The sequence below is a fragment of the Desmospora profundinema genome (assembly GCF_031454155.1).
GTDB lineage: Bacteria > Bacillota > Bacilli > Thermoactinomycetales > DSM-45169 > Desmospora > Desmospora profundinema.
Genome location: NZ_JAVDQG010000006.1, coordinates 37,227 through 55,485, shown reverse-complemented (window position 1 = coordinate 55,485; position 18,259 = coordinate 37,227). Strand labels below are relative to the sequence as shown.

Here is an 18,259-nt window from a genome sequence, read left to right as displayed (position 1 = left end):
CACATTCCATCATCGGAAACTCCGAGAAAAAAAGCTCCCTACTGATCGAAGGGAGCTTTTTCATAAACAGGCAGTTACTTCGTTTCATACGTCCATTATGTTCCAATCACCCATCCTCCCGCGGCGGCGATCAACACCACCACCCAAGGCGGCTGCTTCCATACCATCAATAACCCGAACGCAATCAGCGCCAGGCTGAAATCAAGCGGTGAGTCGATCGCTTTGGTAAAGACGGGGTCAAACAGAGCGGCGAGTAAAATCCCGACAACGGCGGCGTTGACACCGGCAAAAGCGGCGTGGAAGGCGGGACGGCGACGGATGACGTCCCAAAAGGGAAGCGCTCCAATCACCAGCAAAAACGAAGGTAAAAAGATGGCCAGGGTGGCGATCAAGGCACCGCCCCATCCCTCCGCCACCATCCCCAGATACGCAGCAAAGGTGAACAACGGCCCTGGAACAGCCTGGGCGGCTCCGTAACCGGCCAGAAAGGCCTCGTTGTCGACCCAGCCCGCAGGAACCACCACCGATTGAAGCAAGGGCAGCACCACATGTCCCCCACCGAAAACCAGGGAACCCGCCCGGTAAAACCCGTCAAACAAGGCGATCCAGGGATGGCCGTTCCACTGGGCCAACAAAGGCAAAAACAGCAACAGACCGAAAAACAAACCCCAGCAAATGATCGCAGCCCGTCGGCCCAGTCCCGTATGGACGGGAACGCGGTTGGGAGGAACCGTCCGCGGCAAAAACCACCAACCGATCAGCCCCGCGGCCACGATGATCCCCACCTGGGCCCCCGCAACGGGAAACAGGAGAGCGGCAATCGCGGCTAACAGCGCAATCGTTCCACGGGGGCGATCCGGAGCCAGACTCTTGGCCATCCCCCACACCGCCTGGGCAACCACGGCGACTGCGACGATCATCAAACCCTTGAGCCAACCGGCGGTTTCCAATTGCCCCTCCCGAAGCGCAAACGCAAACCAAACCAACGCCAGCACTGACGGCAACGTAAAACCGATCCAGGAAGCGACCGCCCCCGGCAGCCCCGCCCGCAGCAATCCGACGGCGATCCCCACCTGGCTGCTGGCGGGACCGGGGAGAAACTGACACAGTGCCACCAAATCGGCATATGTCTTTTCATCCAACCACTTGCGACGATTCACATACTCTTCGCGGAAATACCCCAGATGGGCAATCGGCCCCCCGAAAGAGGTAAATCCCAACCGGGTCGCCACCCGGAGCACTTCCCAAGCAGACCCTTGTACCCGTTTGTTCTCCAACCCTTTGATTCCTCCTCTTGAAGCAGTGGAAAGGAAACGTTTCACCACCATCCCCCAGGGGGATTTTCCTATCCGATTCTCTCTTGTTCTCTATTTTATCAACCGGATGTTAACACCCGGTTAAACCCGCCTCAGTACCGGCAAAAAGATCTCCGGTAACTGCCGGGGCACCAGATAATCACCAATCTCCCCTTGATTGCAAAAGTCCCCTCCTTTTCGAAAAAGGAGGGGGTGGCTATCAACCGTTTTTAATCTCCGATACCTTTACCAACTGTTTCCCGATATTTTCCCCGCGAAAGAGTCCGAGAAAGGCGTCGGGGGCATTCTCCAACCCGTCCACGATCTGTTCTCGATAGCGGATCTTACCCTGGGCGACCCATTGACCGAGTTGAGTCAGCCCTTCTTTGAACCGACGACTGTAGTCGCTGACGATAAATCCTTTCATCCATACGCGATTTACCAGGAGGAAGGGTTGGATCCGGGGGCCCAGATCCGGTTTCTCCAGGTTGTACAGGGCGATTTGACCGCAAAGGGGGATACGGGCGAACGGGTTGATAAGGCGGATCACCCCGTCGGAGACTTCGCCACCTACATTGTCAAAATAGACGTCGACCCCATCGGGGCAGGCTTGTTTCAACTCTTGTTGCCAGTTTTCCGATCGATAGTCGATGGCCGCGTCAAATTGGAGTTCTTCGGTCAGATAGCGAAGCTTCTCCTTAGAACCGGCAATCCCTACCACACGACAGCCTTTAATCTTGGCGATCTGTCCCACGACGGAGCCGACGGCACCGGCTGCACCGGATACGACCACGGTTTCGCCCTCCTGGGGCGAACCGATATCCAACAGACCAAAATAAGCCGTCAAGCCGGGCATCCCCAACACGCCGAGTGCCGTGGAAGGCGGGGCCAGCTCCGGATTGACCGGGGTCAATTCATCGGCTTTGGCTACCGAATAATCCTGCCAACCCAGCATCCCCAACACCAAATCCCCCGATTGAAAGCGTTCATCCCGGGAATGTTCCACCTGACCCACCACCCCTCCCGTCAACACCTCATTCAGAGGAAAGGGCGGCACATACGATTTCACATCGTTCATCCGTCCTCGCATATACGGGTCAACAGACAGATAAACGGTTCGAACCAATACTTCCCCGTCTCCCGGTTCCGGCACCGAGCCTTCTTCCATGCGGAACGTGCGCGCATCCGGCACCCCTTTGGGACGTTCCGCGAGCTGAATGCGGCGATTTGTTTCGGCCAAAAAAATTCCTCCTAACCTAAATATCTGACTGCACTAACCTATTCCTCATGCCAAAAGGGAACAAACCTATTCATCTTCCGCTTTCATCATCCGATAGTCTGCCACGCGATAACCGAGAGAAGTGTAGAGCTTGACAGCGGCCAGGTTGTTGCTGGTGACGAACACCTGACGGGTGGCAATCCCGCGCTCGCGAAACCAATGCTCCCCATCTTCCAGCATCGCCCGGGACCAGCCGCGGCCCCGATAGGCGGGCTCCAGGTAGATCTCGTTGATATATCCTGCGGGATGAAACATATGGGGGTCCGGTCGAATGTCCTGATAGAGATAACCGATCGGATGGTCATCATCCGGTGGTGTAAATACACGCAGATAGACATGCTTTTGCCCGACGCGTTCCGCCAGCTCCTCTCCCCAGCGGCGGCCCACCTCTTTTTCCCGCATCATCTGCTCCCAGTAATCGGGATCATAATCTGACTCGGTAATCTGTGACCAGAGTTTGTAATGTTCACGCAACAATTCCAAGTGAAACCGAATAATCGTCTCCTCATCCGTAGCAGGATGATACGGCCTGACCTTCCACTTCATGTTCTTATTCCTTTCTGCCATTGCTTCAACCGCACGTCTACAAATTATTTTCGCTGTTTTCCGCCCGGATCCCTGCGCACTTTTCGCGTTCACAAAACCGATACCATGAAATCAATGCCACACGGGAATACGGATAAAGATCCTTATCGAGGAGGGAAAGCGAGATGAATCAAGCCGAATACCCCCAAAAAACCTGTTCCATCGAGCGACTGATCACCCGGCAAGAGGATGTGCAGCGGGTGCTGGCAGGCAAAAAAAAAGCCCAACGACGTAACGGTCTTTATGCCTATCCCGGAGAACAAATGATTCTCGAGAACCAGCCATTTATCATCACAGCCGTCTACCGTCAAACCTTGGGTGCCATGAATGATCGGGATGCCGTACAGGAAGGACAAATAGACAAGAAAGCATACATGTCCTACCTCAATCACATCCATCCCGGAGTCCCCTGGTCTTTTGACATGGTGATGTGGGTACACGAGTTTGAACGAGCCACCTGATCAGGAAAACACCGCCTCCCGGTCCACGACGAACCGATTCCACCACAGTCCTCCGAAGAAAAATGCCGCAGGAAGCAACAGCGCAAAGAAACGCCAATCAAAAGTTCCGTTCCACCAATACACCCCGATCCCCATTGCCAAGCATATCAACACGGTCAGGAGGGGATAGACACCGGGTTGATCCTTGCGGACACTTTGAAGCACCACGGAATACAAGGGAACACCACACCCGAAAAAAAGGAGCGCCGACAACAGCAGGGTCTCCGATGACAGATACAAAACCAACAACAACCACAATGTTCCGTCCATCTGGCCCATCACGGATGACAGGTAAAGGGCGAAGATCAACCATTGTGCCGCCACGCCTCCACCAAAAGACAACAAGGAGATACGGATCACCGGCTTGATCATGGGACATAACCCTCTTTCATCTATCTCTGTCCGGCTCCATTTTACCCTTTTTTGGAAGAAATGGACAGTCCTCTTGCCGTTTTTTAAAAAAGACTCTAAGTCCACCGAAAACAATGTTGTCTCAAAGAAAATAGGAGAGACCATTGAATAGTGCGTAAACACCGAGCCCCCATAAAGCCGCTCCGCTTGACATTAAAAGGGTTCGGTGTAACCGCCCCCCGATCCAACGCTGTCCTGTTACAACCGCCACAAGAACCTTACTCCCAATCAGCAGAGTGAAAAAGACCAGTAAAAACAGAAGTACCGGTATGGTCCCGGCAGAATAGGCACGCTGAAGAAATGTACCTCCGGCGGTAAACCAAAACAGCCAAGCAGTCGGGTTCAACGCATTGACTGCAATTCCCCTCCAAAGTGGCGCAAGCCCAGACGCCCCTTCATATGCAACAGCTTCCTCCCTTTCAGGACGAGCCTCTCGGATCTTCCATGTACTGTAGCCGAAATAGAACATCACCAGACCGCCCACCCCCTCCATGACAGCAAACATCGGGGGGGAAAACGCACTCAACATCCACAGGGACAAGAGGATCATGGCCCCGTCTGTAATCAGGGGGGCCATGGATGCAAGGACTCCTCTTCTCCATCCGCCGCTAAGGCTTTCTGTCAAAATCAACGCCATAAATGGACCGGGTGCAAACCCTGCGGAAATTCCGAAGGTTGCAGCAACAATAACAAATTCCACCTCCTGACGCCTCCTTAGACTTGGTTACTTCATGGAAGATTTTGTTCGTTCTCCTCTTGCTTGAGCCAATGCCGATTCCGCCGTTGTCCGACTGTGAGTGGAGAGTGTGTCTCCCAAGGAATGAAGGTATCCCTCCAGAAATTGTATGCGAACTTCCGGCGGATCAAACGGTTGAGTCAAGAATGGCAAATCTTCCTCGATCAGATAGCGAATGGCAATCATCGGAACCGAACTGCGTAACGGATAAAAGGTTGGATTGTACAGACCGGGAGTGGTACTAAGTGCATGAAAATCGCCGATCATCAGCTCATGGTAAACCAAGTGCCGCTTGTACATTTGATGTATGGAATCAATCAACGTTGGCGCCTCGTTTTCTCCGATTCCGGGGAAAATCAGGATGAGGGATTTGTATCTTCGCTCCTCCCCGGTCAGGGGATTGATATGCTTAAACCATTCGATATAATGTTCCAAATCCCCTATGATCTCCTCTCGGTTAGGCGTCTGTTTATCCACGACAGCCATCCAAATCGTGTCCAGTTTTATCGCCTTGGGAAGAAACGGGCAGACGGCCCCAGGCTTGCCCCTTTCCGGATGAGGTTTCGCAGCAAAGTTGACAACATAGTCATAGGCTTTTTTTAGTGCTTCTTGGTGACTTAAAAAAAGTTTCACTTCATCCAGAGTATAACCTTGCTTACAATCCAATTTCATTTTTTCACCTCTTTTGGATTATATTTTAAAACCAATTCTATTTTATGATAGTGATTGATAAAGGTCAATTTAATTTTAAAATTTTAACTATTTTTAGAGGAGATACGATTTATAACTCACATATCGCTTCGTATTTTAAGCTGATGATTTGCATTTTACTTCTCGTGATCTTTGTGAGACTGGTACTCGATGAGTCAAACTCTCTCCTCCGGCCACAATCCTTCTCATATCAATCCCCGTGGGGAGAGTCTCCCCACGGGGATTGATGGGATCAACATGGTGTACAGGTTTCTAAAACTGCAGCATCTGTGTTTAGGAGAGGAAGCATCACCGCATTTGGGTTGATCATCGAACACCCAAGTCTTTACCCGTTCCACATACACTTCAAAACCGATTCCAGGACTTTGTGGCACAGTGATGAATTCTTGCCGAAAGCAAAGAGATCTCCTGCCAAGGTGAAGTGGGACATGATGCAAAGTTCCGTTGTACGTTCGGGTGTCCCAGATTCCAGCCCCCCAACCTCCAGGGGGATGTCCCGCTTTCCGATGTTTATTTACGCATCGCCATTTATTTTGGAAGCTAAAATATACCGGACGGATATCATACCACGTCCGTTTTTACTGAAAGTTGAATATGCTCCCATGAAACGTGTATAATAAGGGCAAGAGAGAACGTCTTGAGAACTGCCCCACCGTGGGCCTATAGCCACTAATGAGATGCCGACTCATTAGTGGCTTTTACGTGCGAAAAAACCTGTATGATTTGCTTTCAAAAAAAGGCTCACAGCATTCGGTCGGATCGTCTAACACGCAAATGGTTTACCCGTTCCACATCCACTTCAAAACCGATTCCGGGGCCGTTTGGAACTGTGATGAATCCTTCCCTCACCGTCACTTCGGGATGAATCAGATCCTGGTACCAATAGCGGGCCGAAGCGGAGAGATCTCCAGGCAGGGTAAAATGGGGCAACGATGCCAACGCGATGTTGTGCGCCCGGGCAATCCCGGATTCCAGCATCCCCCCGACCCACAGCGGGATGCCCCGCGTTCCGCAAAAGTCATGGATGCGACGCGCTTCGCTCAGCCCCCCCACCCGACCCGGTTTCACATTGACCACCCGGCAACTCCCCAGCTCCCATGCCCGACGGGCATCTTCCCGGCTGAGAAGGCTTTCGTCCAGACAAATCGGAGTGGACAACGCCTGCTGCAGGCGGGCATGATCCACCAAATCATCGGCCGCCAACGGCTGTTCCAGCATCATCAGTTCAAAAGGATCCAGCTGCTTCAGATGATGGATATCTTCCAACGTATACGCCGAATTGGCATCGGCCATCAAGGGCAGTGCGGGAAAGCGCTCCCGGATCGCGGCGATCACGTCCACGTCGGCACCGGGACCCACCTTCACCTTCACCCGGCGATACCCCTCCGCTACCCGTTCTTCGATCTGCCGCAACATCTCGTCGACGGAAGCGTTGGTCCCCACAGCCACTCCCGCCGGGATCCGCTCCCGTTCCCCGCCCAACGCTTGTGCTAAGGAGATGTCTTGCTCCTTGGCATAGGCATCCCACACGGCTCCTTCCAGGGCGGCCTTGGCCATCCGGTTTCCGCGAACCGCATCAAACCGTTCCGATACCTGATCGGGATGGTCCCACAATGTATCGCTCAACAACGGCATCAAAACATCCTCCATCATGTGCCAGGCGGTTCCCACCGTCTCCTCCGTATACCAAGGCGTGTCGAAAGCGACACATTCCCCCCATCCGGTTACCCCGGCCGCCGTCAGCAATTCGACGAGGATGAGATCACGGTCGGTCACTGTGGTAAGACTGTTTGCAAAGGGCTGTTTTAACTGCATCCGAATGTGGTGGAGCCGAATTCGTTCCGCTTTCATCCCTCGTTCATCCTTTGTTCCAATTTTGCTTTCAACTTTCGCCGCAACACTTTATTGGAGGCATTGCGGGGCAGCGCATCCGTCCAGATGATTTGGACAGGCACTTTGTATCGGGCCAGCCGTTCCCGGCAGTGCCGGATCAAAACTTGCTCGTCCACCCCCCCTTCGCTCCGGAGGACGACAAACGCAACCGGCACTTCTCCCCAGCGGGCATCGGTTTTTCCCACCACCCCCGCTTCCGCCACAGCGGGGTGGGATAAGAGTACCGCCTCCACTTCAGCCGGGTAGACATTTTCTCCACCCGACAGGATGAGGTCGCTGCGCCGGTCCAGCACATATAAAAATCCTTGTTCATCCACATACCCGATGTCCCCTGTGTATAACCACCCGTCCCGAATGGCCTCCCGGGTAGCATCCGGCCGCTTCCAATACCCTGGAGTAACATAGGGGGCGCGTACGGCGATTTCCCCCTCTTCACCGGGAGGCAACGTTTGATCCCCCTTGCGGATGGTGAGTTCTCCCGGAAAGAGCGGCTTACCCGCCGATCCCAGCCTAGCCAAACTGCCCTCCGGCGACAGGGTGGCCGCCTGTGATGCCGTCTCCGTCATGCCGTAAGTTTGAAAGACTGGCACCCCCTTATCCCTGCACCGTTCCAGCAATGGGCGGGGGGCCGGCCCCCCGCCCAGCAGCAAACACCGAAACGAAAGGGGATACGTCTGCTCCCCCAGATCATCCAACATCCGTGCCGCCATGTTGCTCACCACGGATACGATGGTGACTCCGCGCTCGTGGATGGACCGGTTGGCTTCTGCCGGATCAAAACCCGCCTGTATTTCCACCGCCATCCCGTAGATCACTCCGCGCATCAAAATGGACAGACCGCTCATATGAAACAGGGGAACGCAGGCCAACCACTTATCCTCCTGCAATCCCAGGTTGAGGACAGAGCCCATCGCATTCCACCAGTGGTTGCCATAGGTCAGGATAACGCCCTTGGGGCGGCCGGTGGTACCGGAGGTGTACATCATGGTGGCTGGATCGGTTAGGCAAATTCGCTCCACCAGCTCCACTTCCGCCGGAGAAGTCGACGCTATTTCCTGGCGGGAGATCCGTACTGCCTCCCAACCGGCTTCATCTGCTTCACATACCCGTTCTTCCAGCGACTCGTCAAATACCCACACCTTCGCTTCCGCATCCGCCACTTGCCATCCCCATTCCGCCGGGGCGAGGCGGGTATTGAGCGGAACCGCCACCGCACCCAGGAAGGAAATCGCATGAATCCATGCGGCATAATCGAGATGGTTGTCCATCAGAACGGCCACCCGATCCCCCCGGCCCACACCCAACCGGGCCAACCGGCGGGCCACATCCCGTGCCCGCTCCTTCAGCTCCCAAAAGCTCCAGCTCCTCCTCCCGTCGGAAACGGCTTCCCGATCAGGGGTAAGAAACGCCCGCTTCGTCAACCAGTGCGGCATTTCGTTACTCATCTGCTCCATGTCACGATCCACCTCTTTACGTCCACACCACTGTTTAAGGAGCCGCTTTTCTCCATTATACCTAAACCGCGACCAACCACTTTCCTTAACGGACAAAAAACCACCCCGTTTGGGGTGGTCCATATCACGGGAAACGGGGAAACTTCCCGAAATCGGGCTTCCGTTTTTCCTTAAAGGCGTCCCGTCCTTCTTTGGCTTCATCGGTGGTGTAGTAGAGGAGCGTGGCGTCGCCGCCCATCTGCTGGAGACCCGCCAATCCATCGGTGTCCGCGTTGAAGGATGCTTTCAGGAAGCGAAGTGCCGTCGGGGACTTCTCCAGGATCTCTTCGCACCACTGAATGGTCTCTTCCTCCAATTTCTCCAAAGGAACCACGGTGTTGACCAAGCCCATGTCCAGGGCTTCCTGGGCATTGTACTGCCGGCAGAGATACCAGATTTCCCGGGCTTTTTTGTGGCCGACGATGCGAGCCAGGTATCCGGCACCGTAACCGGCGTCAAAACTGCCCACCTTGGGTCCGGTCTGGCCGAAGATGGCATTGTCGGCGGCAATGGTTAAGTCGCACACCACGTGCAGCACATGACCGCCCCCGATGGCGTAACCCGATACCATGGCGATCACCGGTTTGGGAATGGTGCGGATGAGCCGCTGCAAGTCCAGTACATTGAGACGCGGGATTTCATCATCCCCCACGTACCCGCCGTGACCGCGCACCTTTTGATCCCCGCCGGAACAGAAGGCTTTGTCCCCTTCACCGGCCAGGATGATCACCCCGACCTCGGCATTATCCCGTGCGCGGGAAAACGCATCGATCATCTCCATCACCGTCTGGGGACGGAATGCGTTGCGCACTTCCGGACGGTTGATCGTAACCTTGGCGATCCCGTTATAATATTCGTATTTGATATCTTCGTATTGACGAAGGCTCTTCCACTCAACAGCCATTTTTCTTCCTCCTTTTTTGGGCGAAGCTCCTCTAAATTGTCGTCCTGGAAGGGCTTCCTCCTTCGGTACGCAGACCAGATCGCTTCATTATGTAATCACACAACAGGGGAATGCACGACCAGCAGCGGGGGTGCATCGCAAGATGGGTGCTGTAAGTGCTTCCAGATTGATCTTACGTTTATTCGAAGATGAAGGCACAAAGGACGCCTTCCCCACTGCCGAGTCGCTCTGTAGGTGAATCATTCTGCGATCCTGTACTAGCGGTTCTTTAAAATAAAGTCCGTCACTATTGTACCAAAAAAATCAGGCCGTTCCACATGGACGGCATGTCCCACATCCGCTGCTATCTCCAGATGGGCACAGGGGAGGCGGGCTTTCATGCGGCGTGCCACTTCGAAAAACTTCCGGTCCTCTTCCCCCACCAGCAAAAGAGCAGGATGGTGAAGCGAATCCAGCCGGTCCCACCACGAAGGCTGTATCCCCGTTCCCATTCCTCGCAGACTGGCGGCCAACCCGGCGGGACTGTGGGACAACCGTTCCGCACGAATCCTTTCCCGGATCTCGGTAGGAAGCCGCTTCTGGCTGGCAAAGAGGGGGATTTCTTCCCACCACCGGATGAAGGCGGGCACTCCCTCCACTTCGATCCGGCGGGCCAGGACTTCATCCCGGGTCGCCCGTTCCCGTCTCTCTTCTTCACCCGCCAGGCCGGGGGAAGCGCTTTCCAACACCAGCGCAGCCACCCGCTCCGGATGCAGCAGAGCAAAGGACAAGGCGGTTCGGCCACCCATGGAATAACCCAGCACGTGGGCACGTTCTGCTCCCAGCTGCTCCAGAATCCCCGCCAAGTCGCGGCATACGCGTTCCATCGCGATCCGGCCGGGATCCGCCGGAACCGCGCTCTGACCGTGACCGGGCAGATCCACCCGCACCAGTCGCCAGCGGGCGGACCAGCGGTCCACCCATGGATCCCACGTCCGCACCGACCCGGTGAAGCCATGCAGCAGTAACAACGCCGGCCCTTCCCCATCCACTTCCACATGGTATTGCAATCCATCCACCGTCAGCTCCATCGGGATCCCTCCTCCCGGAAAAAGCGACCCACATCCGCAGCCACCTGGTCCCACCGTTCGCGGTGCATGGTCACATTGGCGGCCCGATCCGTCGGTACTTCGACGACGTGAAATCCTCCCTGTTCCAAGGAACGGCCCACTGCTTCCCGGAACGCTCCCCAGGATTCCACCCGGCTGAACACCCCCCCGAACATACGGACGGCCGGTTCGTAATCCAGACCGATCGGGGTGCCGAACAACCGTTCAAACGACCCGGGATCCCCCTGTGCTTGCGGCAGGTAGGAAAATATCCCGCCCCCGTCGTTGTGTATGACCACCACCGTGACATCCAGCCGGTGCAGTTTGGCGGCCAAAAGACCGTTCAGGTCGTGGTAAAAGGAGAGATCCCCCACCACCAGTACCGTCCGATCATGGGCGACGGAAGCACCCAAGGCAGTGGAAACCACGCCATCGATACCGTTGGCCCCCCGGTTGGCCAGAGTCCGAAGCGTTTTCCCCGGACGCAGGAAAAAACTGTCCAGATCCCGTACCGGCATGCTGTTTCCGACAAAGAGGAGACTCCCCTCCGGCAACAGGTCGACCAACTCCGGGATTACCCGACCTTCGGACAATTCTTCCCGCTCCCGTTCCCGCTCCATCGTCTCCCGGGCCGATTGATTCAGCTTCCGCCAAGTGCGAAACCATGCATCGGGAGCCGGTTCTTTGATCGCAGCCGCCACCTTCCGTGCCAGCGACACCGGATCCGCATAAATCATCCCCGCTGCAACCAAAGCCGGATCCCGCCAGCCTTCACCGGAATCCACCACCATCTGGGGAACCTCGGCATAAGCTGTAAGATACTGGGTCAACGTCTTGGAGACCGGCATCGCCCCAAATCGGAGCACCACCTCCGGCACCAAGGATGTACGGGCTTCCGGCGCACGCAGGAAAGCATCATACCCGTCCAAAACGGCCTCCCCTTGGCCGGCACGCCGCAGACCGGAAAGCGGATCCGCCAGCACCGGAAAACCGGTGGCACCGGCCAACTCCTCCAGGGCGTCGGGCAGCTGCGGATCATCCTGGGGACCGCAGACGATCAGGCCCCGCTTGCCGCTGCAAACCTCCGCCAGACGGTTCGCTTCTTTCCTCGACACCTGCCGCGGTTCCTCCACCACCTGTATATAGGCGGCGGCCCGTTCCCCCTTTTGATACCAGTCCGGGGAAGAAAGATCCGGTACCAGCGGTTCGCGAAAAGGAAAATTGAGATGGACCGGCCCCATTGGACCTCCCCCGGCAACAGCGACGGCGCGGCAGGCGGTGGCCCGTATGTAACGCAGCAGGGAGACGCCTGCGTCAGGGATCGCCATCTCCGTAAACCACTTGACATGGGTGCCGAACATCCCCAGTTGGTCGATCGCTTGCGGCGCCCCCACATCCCGCAATTCGTGGGGACGATCCGCCGTAAGCACCACCAGGGGGACCCGGGCCAGTTTGGCTTCCACGACGGCGGGAAAGTAGTTGGCCGCCGCCGTTCCCGATGTGCACAGCAAAGCAGCCGGCTTCCCCTCCGCTTTGGCCAATCCCAAAGCGAAATAGCCGGCCGAGCGTTCATCCACATGCAGCCAAACCCGCAGGTCCGGGTGAGCCTCCAAGGCCAGTGCCAAAGGCGTGGAGCGCGAACCAGGGCTGACCACCGCATGGCGCAATCCGCTTTTGGCCAGTTCATCCACGAACGCGCCCACATAAGCCGCCAACGTCTGATCCCCGCTCATCCCTCACCCGCCCCCTTCAATGCCGACAGCATGGGCTGAAATTTAATCCGGGTTTCCTCATATTCGCTGTCGGGATCCGAATCACCGACGATTCCACATCCGGAAAAGAGGATGGCGGTTTCTTCCCTCAGCAGACCGGAACGAATAGCCACCACAAATTCCCCGTCCCCCCTCTGGTCGATCCAACCGACAGGAGACGCATACCAGCCGCGATCCATCCCCTCCCGCTCCCGAATCATGGCGACGGCATCGGCCTGAGGAAATCCACCCACAGCGGGAGTGGGATGCATGCCGCCCACGACGGACAACAGCGAGCTTCCCGGGCGGGCATGTCCCGTCACCGGCGTGTACAAATGATGCATATTGCGCACCGTATACAACGAAGGGGCTTCCGGAATCTCGATGGTCCGGCATTCTTGTTGGAACGCCGCACGGATCATGTCCACCACCACCGCGTGTTCCTCTCGGTTTTTGGGGTCGTGAAGGAGCTGAGCACCCAGCCGCCGGTCTTCCTCCTGGTCCCCGCTGCGGCGGATCGTACCGGCGATACAGGTGGAATACAGGCGATCCCCTTCCCGTTTGACCAACCGTTCCGGAGAGGCTCCCATAAAACAGGCGGATCCCCGTTCAAACGCAAACAGATAGCTGTTTGATTGTTCCCGGTGCAGATGGGCCAGTGTGGGCTCCGGTACAAAGGGGCGGGATGCTTTCAGACGGAGCTGCCGCGCCAACACCACCTTACGCAGGGCATTTTGACGAATATCGGCAGCGGATCGGCGGACCGTCTCCTTCCAGTGAAGGGGTGCCACTTCTTCCGTCTCCCACTCGGCAGGCCATTCCCAATGGCGAACACGCCGGGCACTCTTCAACAGTTCCGCCTGTTCCCGTTCCCATTCCCGAGCCGTCTCTTCACCGTTTTCCCCTGGACTGACCCATCGATTGACTGTCAGCCAACATCCGTCCGGCCGGACCGTGAGCAAAAAAGCCGGGAGCACAAAAGAGGCCGAGGCATATGCGTTCCACGGTTCGGTCCCTGACTGTTCCGGATCAAAGGAAAATCCACCCATCAGCAGCGGACCCGTTCCCCTGATCTGAGGCCCTTCCGTCACCAGCCGGTCCAAACGGCGACGCCACTCCCGTTCCACTTCCGCAAAACGTCCCCGGGATCGATCCTGGGATTCAATCCGGTCACAAACTCCCACCCCTACCAGGATGAGGCTCCCGTCCGGATCGGCGAACACCCCCCGCTCTCCGCCGCGAGCATCCGCACCTGCCGCGAAGAAAGCCAAGGGATCCACCTGTTCCACCCGTAGGGTGCGGCTGGCCAGCACAGACTGTCCGTGTTGATGCGCCAGAGCCATCGCCTGGCCCCAACCCGCCCAACCCTCCAATTGTTTTATCGTCGACACAACGGTTCCCCCACTTCCATTCCGAAGCACGGTTGTCCACACGTAGAAAAAACGCCTCCGACGAGGCGACTTCACCACGGGGAGGTCGACGGTTTCTCTTTGCCGCGGGTTCCCCCCGTTTTCCACGTCCATGCTCTTGTTGCATTCTCATTTAGTATACCGAAATCATAGGCCGATTTCTACCAACGTACAGGTATAGCGAGACCAGGGAACGAAGTGACCCCAGGCGAGACTTATGCTCTGTGAGTGCATCGCGAGACCGGGAAACGAAGTGACCCGAGGCGAGACTTGTGCTCTGTGAGTGCAAAGGCTCTCCGCCAGCCATACCGACCCTCTCTTTTTCTCACGAAAAATTGAATGATCCAGTCCCTAGGTGCATCGCGAGACCGGGAAACGAAGTAACATGGCGAGACTCGTGCCCCCGCGTCACGCTCTCCCACATGCACCATCACTGGAAGTCCACCCGTTCACACGGTATAATGAAGGCGTTTGATCCGTACAAAGGGGAGAGACCACTTGGAACAATCACAACCGGCACAAACCGGGTGGAAGGTGTGGTGGCAACTCCTGCGTCCACACACCCTAACCGCTTCCTTTGTGCCCGTCCTGATCGGCACCACCCTGGCCATCCCGCACACGGAGATTCATCTTCCGCTGCTGGCGGCCATGCTGGTCGCCTCCATCCTGATTCAGGCGGCCACCAATATGTTCAATGAATATTACGATTACAAACGGGGGCTGGATACGGCAGATTCCGTGGGGATCGGAGGGGCCATCGTCCGGTACGGGATCGCCCCCCGGACGGTGATGGCCATCGCTGTCGGGTTTTGCATCGCCGCTGTGGTGCTGGGCATCTACATCTGTATGGAAAGCACATGGTGGCTGGCTGCAATTGGAACGGTCTGTATCGCCGCCGGTTACTTTTACACCGGAGGGCCGGTCCCCATCGCCTACACCCCCTTCGGGGAACTGACGGCGGGACTTTTTATGGGCGTTGTCATTATTCAGATCGCCTTTTTCATTCAAACGGAGCAGCTGACCTGGTTCAGCATGCTCGCCTCCTTCCCCGCCGCCGTGCTCGTGGGAGCCATCCTGATGGCCAACAATATCCGGGATCGAGTGGGGGATGAGCAGAACGGCCGACGCACCCTGGCCATCCTGCTGGGACATGAACGAGCGGTTCGTTTTCTGACGGGCATGTTCGCCACCGCCTATCTCTGGGTCCTTCTTCTGATTCTGGCCAAAGCCGCCCCCGGATGGCTACTGTTGGTCATTCTCAGTCTTCCCAAGGCGGTTCAAGCCTCCAGGGGCTTTCACGGCAAGACACGCAATACGGAAATGATGCCGGCGATGAAAGCCACCGCCCAGCTGAACACTCAATTCGGCTTCTTGATGGCTTTGGGATTGTTTTTGGGATACACTCTGTGACACACGTTTGCTCTTTATCTGCTTTAGGGCGTATCTGGTCATTCCATCTTCCGTGAGTCGAAGCGAGGGTCGGTATGGCCTTTGGTTCGCCTTTGCACTCACAGAGCACAAGTCTCGCCTAGTTGCTTCGCTCCCGGTCTCGCTATGCGCTTTTTGCAACGAAACGAAGACAGCCATACCGACCCGGGATCCGCCCTGCAGATTGTTCAGATACGCCCTAGGGGGCCGCGGTTTTCCTTGAAAAGAAAACCGCGGCCCCCTGTGTCGTTTCAGGAAAATATGCACTCACGACAGGCAAGTGAGCTTGTCAGGGTTGGTCACCAGATAGATGGAGCGAATGCGACCTTTTACGATATCAAATGAGAAAACCCCTTGAAGCTGACCGCCTACGCGGGCTACAATCCCCGGCTGTCCGTTTACCCATCGGATCTGACAAGACAGATCCGCAGGGGCGGAAGGACGAATTCCCGTGAAAAAGCGGGTAATCCGATCCGCTCCAAAAATGGGACGAAGGGCGGATTTCACTTTTCCTCCACCATCCGTAAACAGAACCGCATCGGCCGACAAGAATTCCAACAGCTGCGTGGTATTCCCCGTCGTAAGGGCGTGATTAAACCGCTCCACCAACGGATGGTTTTTCAAGTCGGGAAATTCGCTCCGATCCGGCTCATAGCCGAGGCTTTTCTTAGCCCGGCTAAAAATTTTCCTGCAATTGGCACTGCTTTTGTTTACGATTTCCGCGATCTCCTCATAATCGTAGTGAAGCACTTCACGCAGTAAGAACACCACCCGCTCCGTCCATGTCAACTGCTCCAACAAAAGCAGGTAGGCCGTCGAAATCGACTCCTTGCGGAGATATTGTTGAAACGGGTCATCCTGTTCATCCGTTTCGAAGACTAACGGTTCCGGCAGCCACGGACCCACATATTGCTCACGCAGTTTACTGGCCGATCGCAGCCGATCGATCGAGCGGTTGGTGACGATTTTACACAGATAAGCTTTTACGTTGCGAATCTTTTCCGGAGGGACATCGTCGAGGGAAAGGAACGCTTCCTGAACGATATCCTCTGCATCCATCACGCTTCCCAACATGCGATAAGCGAGGGAAAACAGCAAGGGCTTATGAGAGCGATACAACGTTTCTATATCCAAGTGAATCCATCCCATCTTTGGTATGAGATCCATGAACCGGACGCTTTTGCAGGATTTCAAGAGCGGCCCGTTTGGCACTGGCAAGTGCCGCGTCGGCCAGCATCTCACCATGCCCTGCCCCGTCCCCAGCAATGTAGAGACCGGGCACTTCCGGTACGGTCGGCCCGAAGAGCATCCGTTCACCCACCCTGGGCATATCGTTCATCACGGCGATTTGCGGCAGGTACTGTCTCGCAACAACTTCGTTCCGCCATCCGGGATGCAGCAAATCCATGATTTGTTCCAGTTGCCGTTCGTTCGCTTTCGGGTTGCCGATTTCTTCATCGAGATATTGAATAAGATGGACAACGATGGTTCCGTCCTCACTCAAGGACGACGCTCTGGAATGATTGGTGAAGAAAATCGGCTGGTCCAGCCCGATCGCCAAGTGATGATTGGGTTTGGGCAGCCGCTTCAGTCCCAGATCCAGACAGGCAGCCATCAGCGGACGAGCTTTTTGCTTCCATAGCCCCAACGCCGTTCGATCCGCTTCTTTTACCATCCGGTACGTTTGCTCCGGTCCGACGGTTGTAAGAACAGTGGGGGCTTCCATCGTTCCACCGTCTGTCAGACGGATGCGAAGCTTTTCTTCCATCGGTTCAATACTGGTAACGGAATGGCGGTTACGGATGGAGACTCCAAGCTGTACTGCTTGATTCCGCAATCCGCGGACAATCGTTTGCCACCCCCCGTCCACATAGAAGACCCCGCCTTTCAATGATTGCGTCAACTGTTTGTAAACCACGTCGGCAGGCAGGCGGGACCGATCGTTAGAATACGTCACAATCCGGCAAATCGCATAAAAGAGATGACGAGCCATCGGATCACGGATTTCCTTTTCCGCCCACTCCTGTAAACTCATTAGGGCGAGAGTTTGGGGATCGGTTCGATTCAACCGGATGAGAAAACGGACGAAATCCATTTTTCCGTATGCGGACAGCAATGGGGAAGTCAAAAACGATAACGGGCCGGATGGAATCGGATATAAACGGTTTTTCCATATGGCCATTCCCTTTGTATCCGGTACGCCTCCCGGAAGCATGACACCCAATTCACCCAAAATTTGATACGCTTCTCCTTCCCGGTATAACGCATGTCCCCCCAGATTGAACAACGCCCCGCCTTTTTTCACCGTGATGGCTCGGCCGCCAAGCTGATCCGATTTTTCCAACACAACCACGGAATAACCCTCTTGAGCCAAATAAACCGATGCAGCCAACCCCGAAACGCCTCCACCAACCACCACTACGTCATAGGGTTTCATTATTCTTTTCCCCTTTCTTCTGTGTTCACTCCCTATGACGAATGAGGCGTGGGATTTGTGACAGTTCATCATGAATATCTTCTTCGAATGGGAGTCGATGGCACAAAAAAACCACTCTTTTCGAGTGGTTAAGCGGCTATCAAGGATATAAATGGTCTTTAGGGGGAGAGGCCGAATAGGGATCTCTCTTTTTTTATGAGGTGATTCTCTTGAGCAGTCCAATGGATGCTATGCGCATCATCAAAGTCAAGTTTTACATTTTTATCGATGAGAATCGATCGTTCTTTTTTCCTACGATGTTGCCCAAAAAAAGAAAAAACCGGCGGCATGGATGCCGTC

The 18,259-nt window shown here is 55.7% G+C and carries 16 protein-coding genes; 2 read left to right on the top strand and 14 right to left on the bottom strand.

What is annotated here, in order from left to right; genetic code table 11:
* Positions 1–95 precede the first annotated feature (95 nt).
* The 3 genes from chrA to JOE21_RS13155 all read right to left on the bottom strand — a co-directional run bounded on the left by chrA (position 96) and on the right by JOE21_RS13155 (position 3,120).
* Positions 96–1,277 (bottom strand): chromate efflux transporter, encoded by a 1,182-nt coding sequence (chrA, locus tag JOE21_RS13165; protein ID WP_309867042.1) that lies wholly within the window; start codon positions 1,275–1,277, stop codon positions 96–98.
* A gap of 238 nt (positions 1,278–1,515) precedes the next feature.
* Positions 1,516–2,535, bottom strand: coding sequence for an NADPH-dependent curcumin/dihydrocurcumin reductase (gene curA, locus JOE21_RS13160; RefSeq protein WP_309867040.1), 1,020 nt, complete (start codon positions 2,533–2,535; stop codon positions 1,516–1,518).
* A 66-nt stretch (positions 2,536–2,601) separates the two neighbouring features.
* Complete coding sequence (locus tag JOE21_RS13155) at positions 2,602–3,120, bottom strand: GNAT family N-acetyltransferase (RefSeq protein WP_309867038.1); 519 nt, start codon at positions 3,118–3,120, stop codon at positions 2,602–2,604.
* 164 nt (positions 3,121–3,284) lie between these two features.
* Here JOE21_RS13155 and JOE21_RS13150 point away from each other — a divergent pair, with 164 nt between their 5' ends.
* On the top strand, positions 3,285–3,620 hold the full coding sequence (locus JOE21_RS13150) for an ASCH domain-containing protein (protein WP_309867036.1): 336 nt from the start codon (positions 3,285–3,287) through the stop codon (positions 3,618–3,620).
* Here JOE21_RS13150 and JOE21_RS13145 read toward each other — a convergent pair whose 3' ends face one another.
* From JOE21_RS13145 to JOE21_RS13105, 9 genes are all read right to left on the bottom strand, one after another.
* Positions 3,621–4,031 (bottom strand): hypothetical protein, encoded by a 411-nt coding sequence (locus JOE21_RS13145; protein WP_309867033.1) that lies wholly within the window; start codon positions 4,029–4,031, stop codon positions 3,621–3,623.
* A gap of 121 nt (positions 4,032–4,152) precedes the next feature.
* Positions 4,153–4,770, bottom strand: a complete 618-nt coding sequence (locus JOE21_RS13140) for a LysE family translocator (RefSeq protein ID WP_309867031.1) — start codon at positions 4,768–4,770, stop codon at positions 4,153–4,155.
* A gap of 24 nt (positions 4,771–4,794) precedes the next feature.
* Positions 4,795–5,478, bottom strand: a complete 684-nt coding sequence (locus JOE21_RS13135; RefSeq protein WP_309867029.1) for a DUF6875 domain-containing protein — start codon at positions 5,476–5,478, stop codon at positions 4,795–4,797.
* A gap of 780 nt (positions 5,479–6,258) precedes the next feature.
* Complete coding sequence (gene menC / locus JOE21_RS13130) at positions 6,259–7,368, bottom strand: o-succinylbenzoate synthase (protein WP_309867027.1); 1,110 nt, start codon at positions 7,366–7,368, stop codon at positions 6,259–6,261.
* A complete protein-coding gene (locus JOE21_RS13125) occupies positions 7,365–8,855 on the bottom strand; it encodes an o-succinylbenzoate--CoA ligase (protein ID WP_309867447.1) in 1,491 nt (496 codons plus the stop codon). Before JOE21_RS13125 ends, menC begins: the two co-directional genes overlap by 4 nt.
* Before the next feature lie 133 nt (positions 8,856–8,988).
* Positions 8,989–9,807 (bottom strand): 1,4-dihydroxy-2-naphthoyl-CoA synthase, encoded by an 819-nt coding sequence (gene menB / locus JOE21_RS13120; RefSeq protein WP_309867025.1) that lies wholly within the window; start codon positions 9,805–9,807, stop codon positions 8,989–8,991.
* Between the two features lie 257 nt (positions 9,808–10,064).
* A complete protein-coding gene (gene menH, locus JOE21_RS13115) occupies positions 10,065–10,877 on the bottom strand; it encodes a 2-succinyl-6-hydroxy-2,4-cyclohexadiene-1-carboxylate synthase (protein ID WP_309867022.1) in 813 nt (270 codons plus the stop codon).
* A complete protein-coding gene (gene menD, locus JOE21_RS13110; protein WP_309867019.1) occupies positions 10,868–12,628 on the bottom strand; it encodes a 2-succinyl-5-enolpyruvyl-6-hydroxy-3-cyclohexene-1-carboxylic-acid synthase in 1,761 nt (586 codons plus the stop codon). The genes menH and menD overlap by 10 nt, the downstream gene beginning before the upstream one ends.
* Complete coding sequence (locus JOE21_RS13105) at positions 12,625–14,037, bottom strand: isochorismate synthase (protein ID WP_309867016.1); 1,413 nt, start codon at positions 14,035–14,037, stop codon at positions 12,625–12,627. The genes menD and JOE21_RS13105 overlap by 4 nt, the downstream gene beginning before the upstream one ends.
* Positions 14,038–14,553: 516 nt before the next feature.
* Between JOE21_RS13105 and JOE21_RS13100 the strand changes: the two genes are divergently transcribed.
* Entirely contained in the window at positions 14,554–15,465 is a 912-nt protein-coding gene (locus JOE21_RS13100) for a 1,4-dihydroxy-2-naphthoate polyprenyltransferase (protein WP_309867013.1), read from the top strand.
* Between the two features lie 285 nt (positions 15,466–15,750).
* Here JOE21_RS13100 and JOE21_RS13095 read toward each other — a convergent pair whose 3' ends face one another.
* Complete coding sequence (locus JOE21_RS13095) at positions 15,751–16,617, bottom strand: RNA polymerase sigma-70 factor (RefSeq protein ID WP_309867011.1); 867 nt, start codon at positions 16,615–16,617, stop codon at positions 15,751–15,753.
* The gene (locus JOE21_RS13090; RefSeq protein WP_309867007.1) at positions 16,586–17,920 is read right to left on the bottom strand and encodes a phytoene desaturase family protein; all 1,335 of its coding nucleotides are present in this window, start codon (positions 17,918–17,920) and stop codon (positions 16,586–16,588) included. Before JOE21_RS13090 ends, JOE21_RS13095 begins: the two co-directional genes overlap by 32 nt.
* Positions 17,921–18,259: the final 339 nt, after the last annotated feature.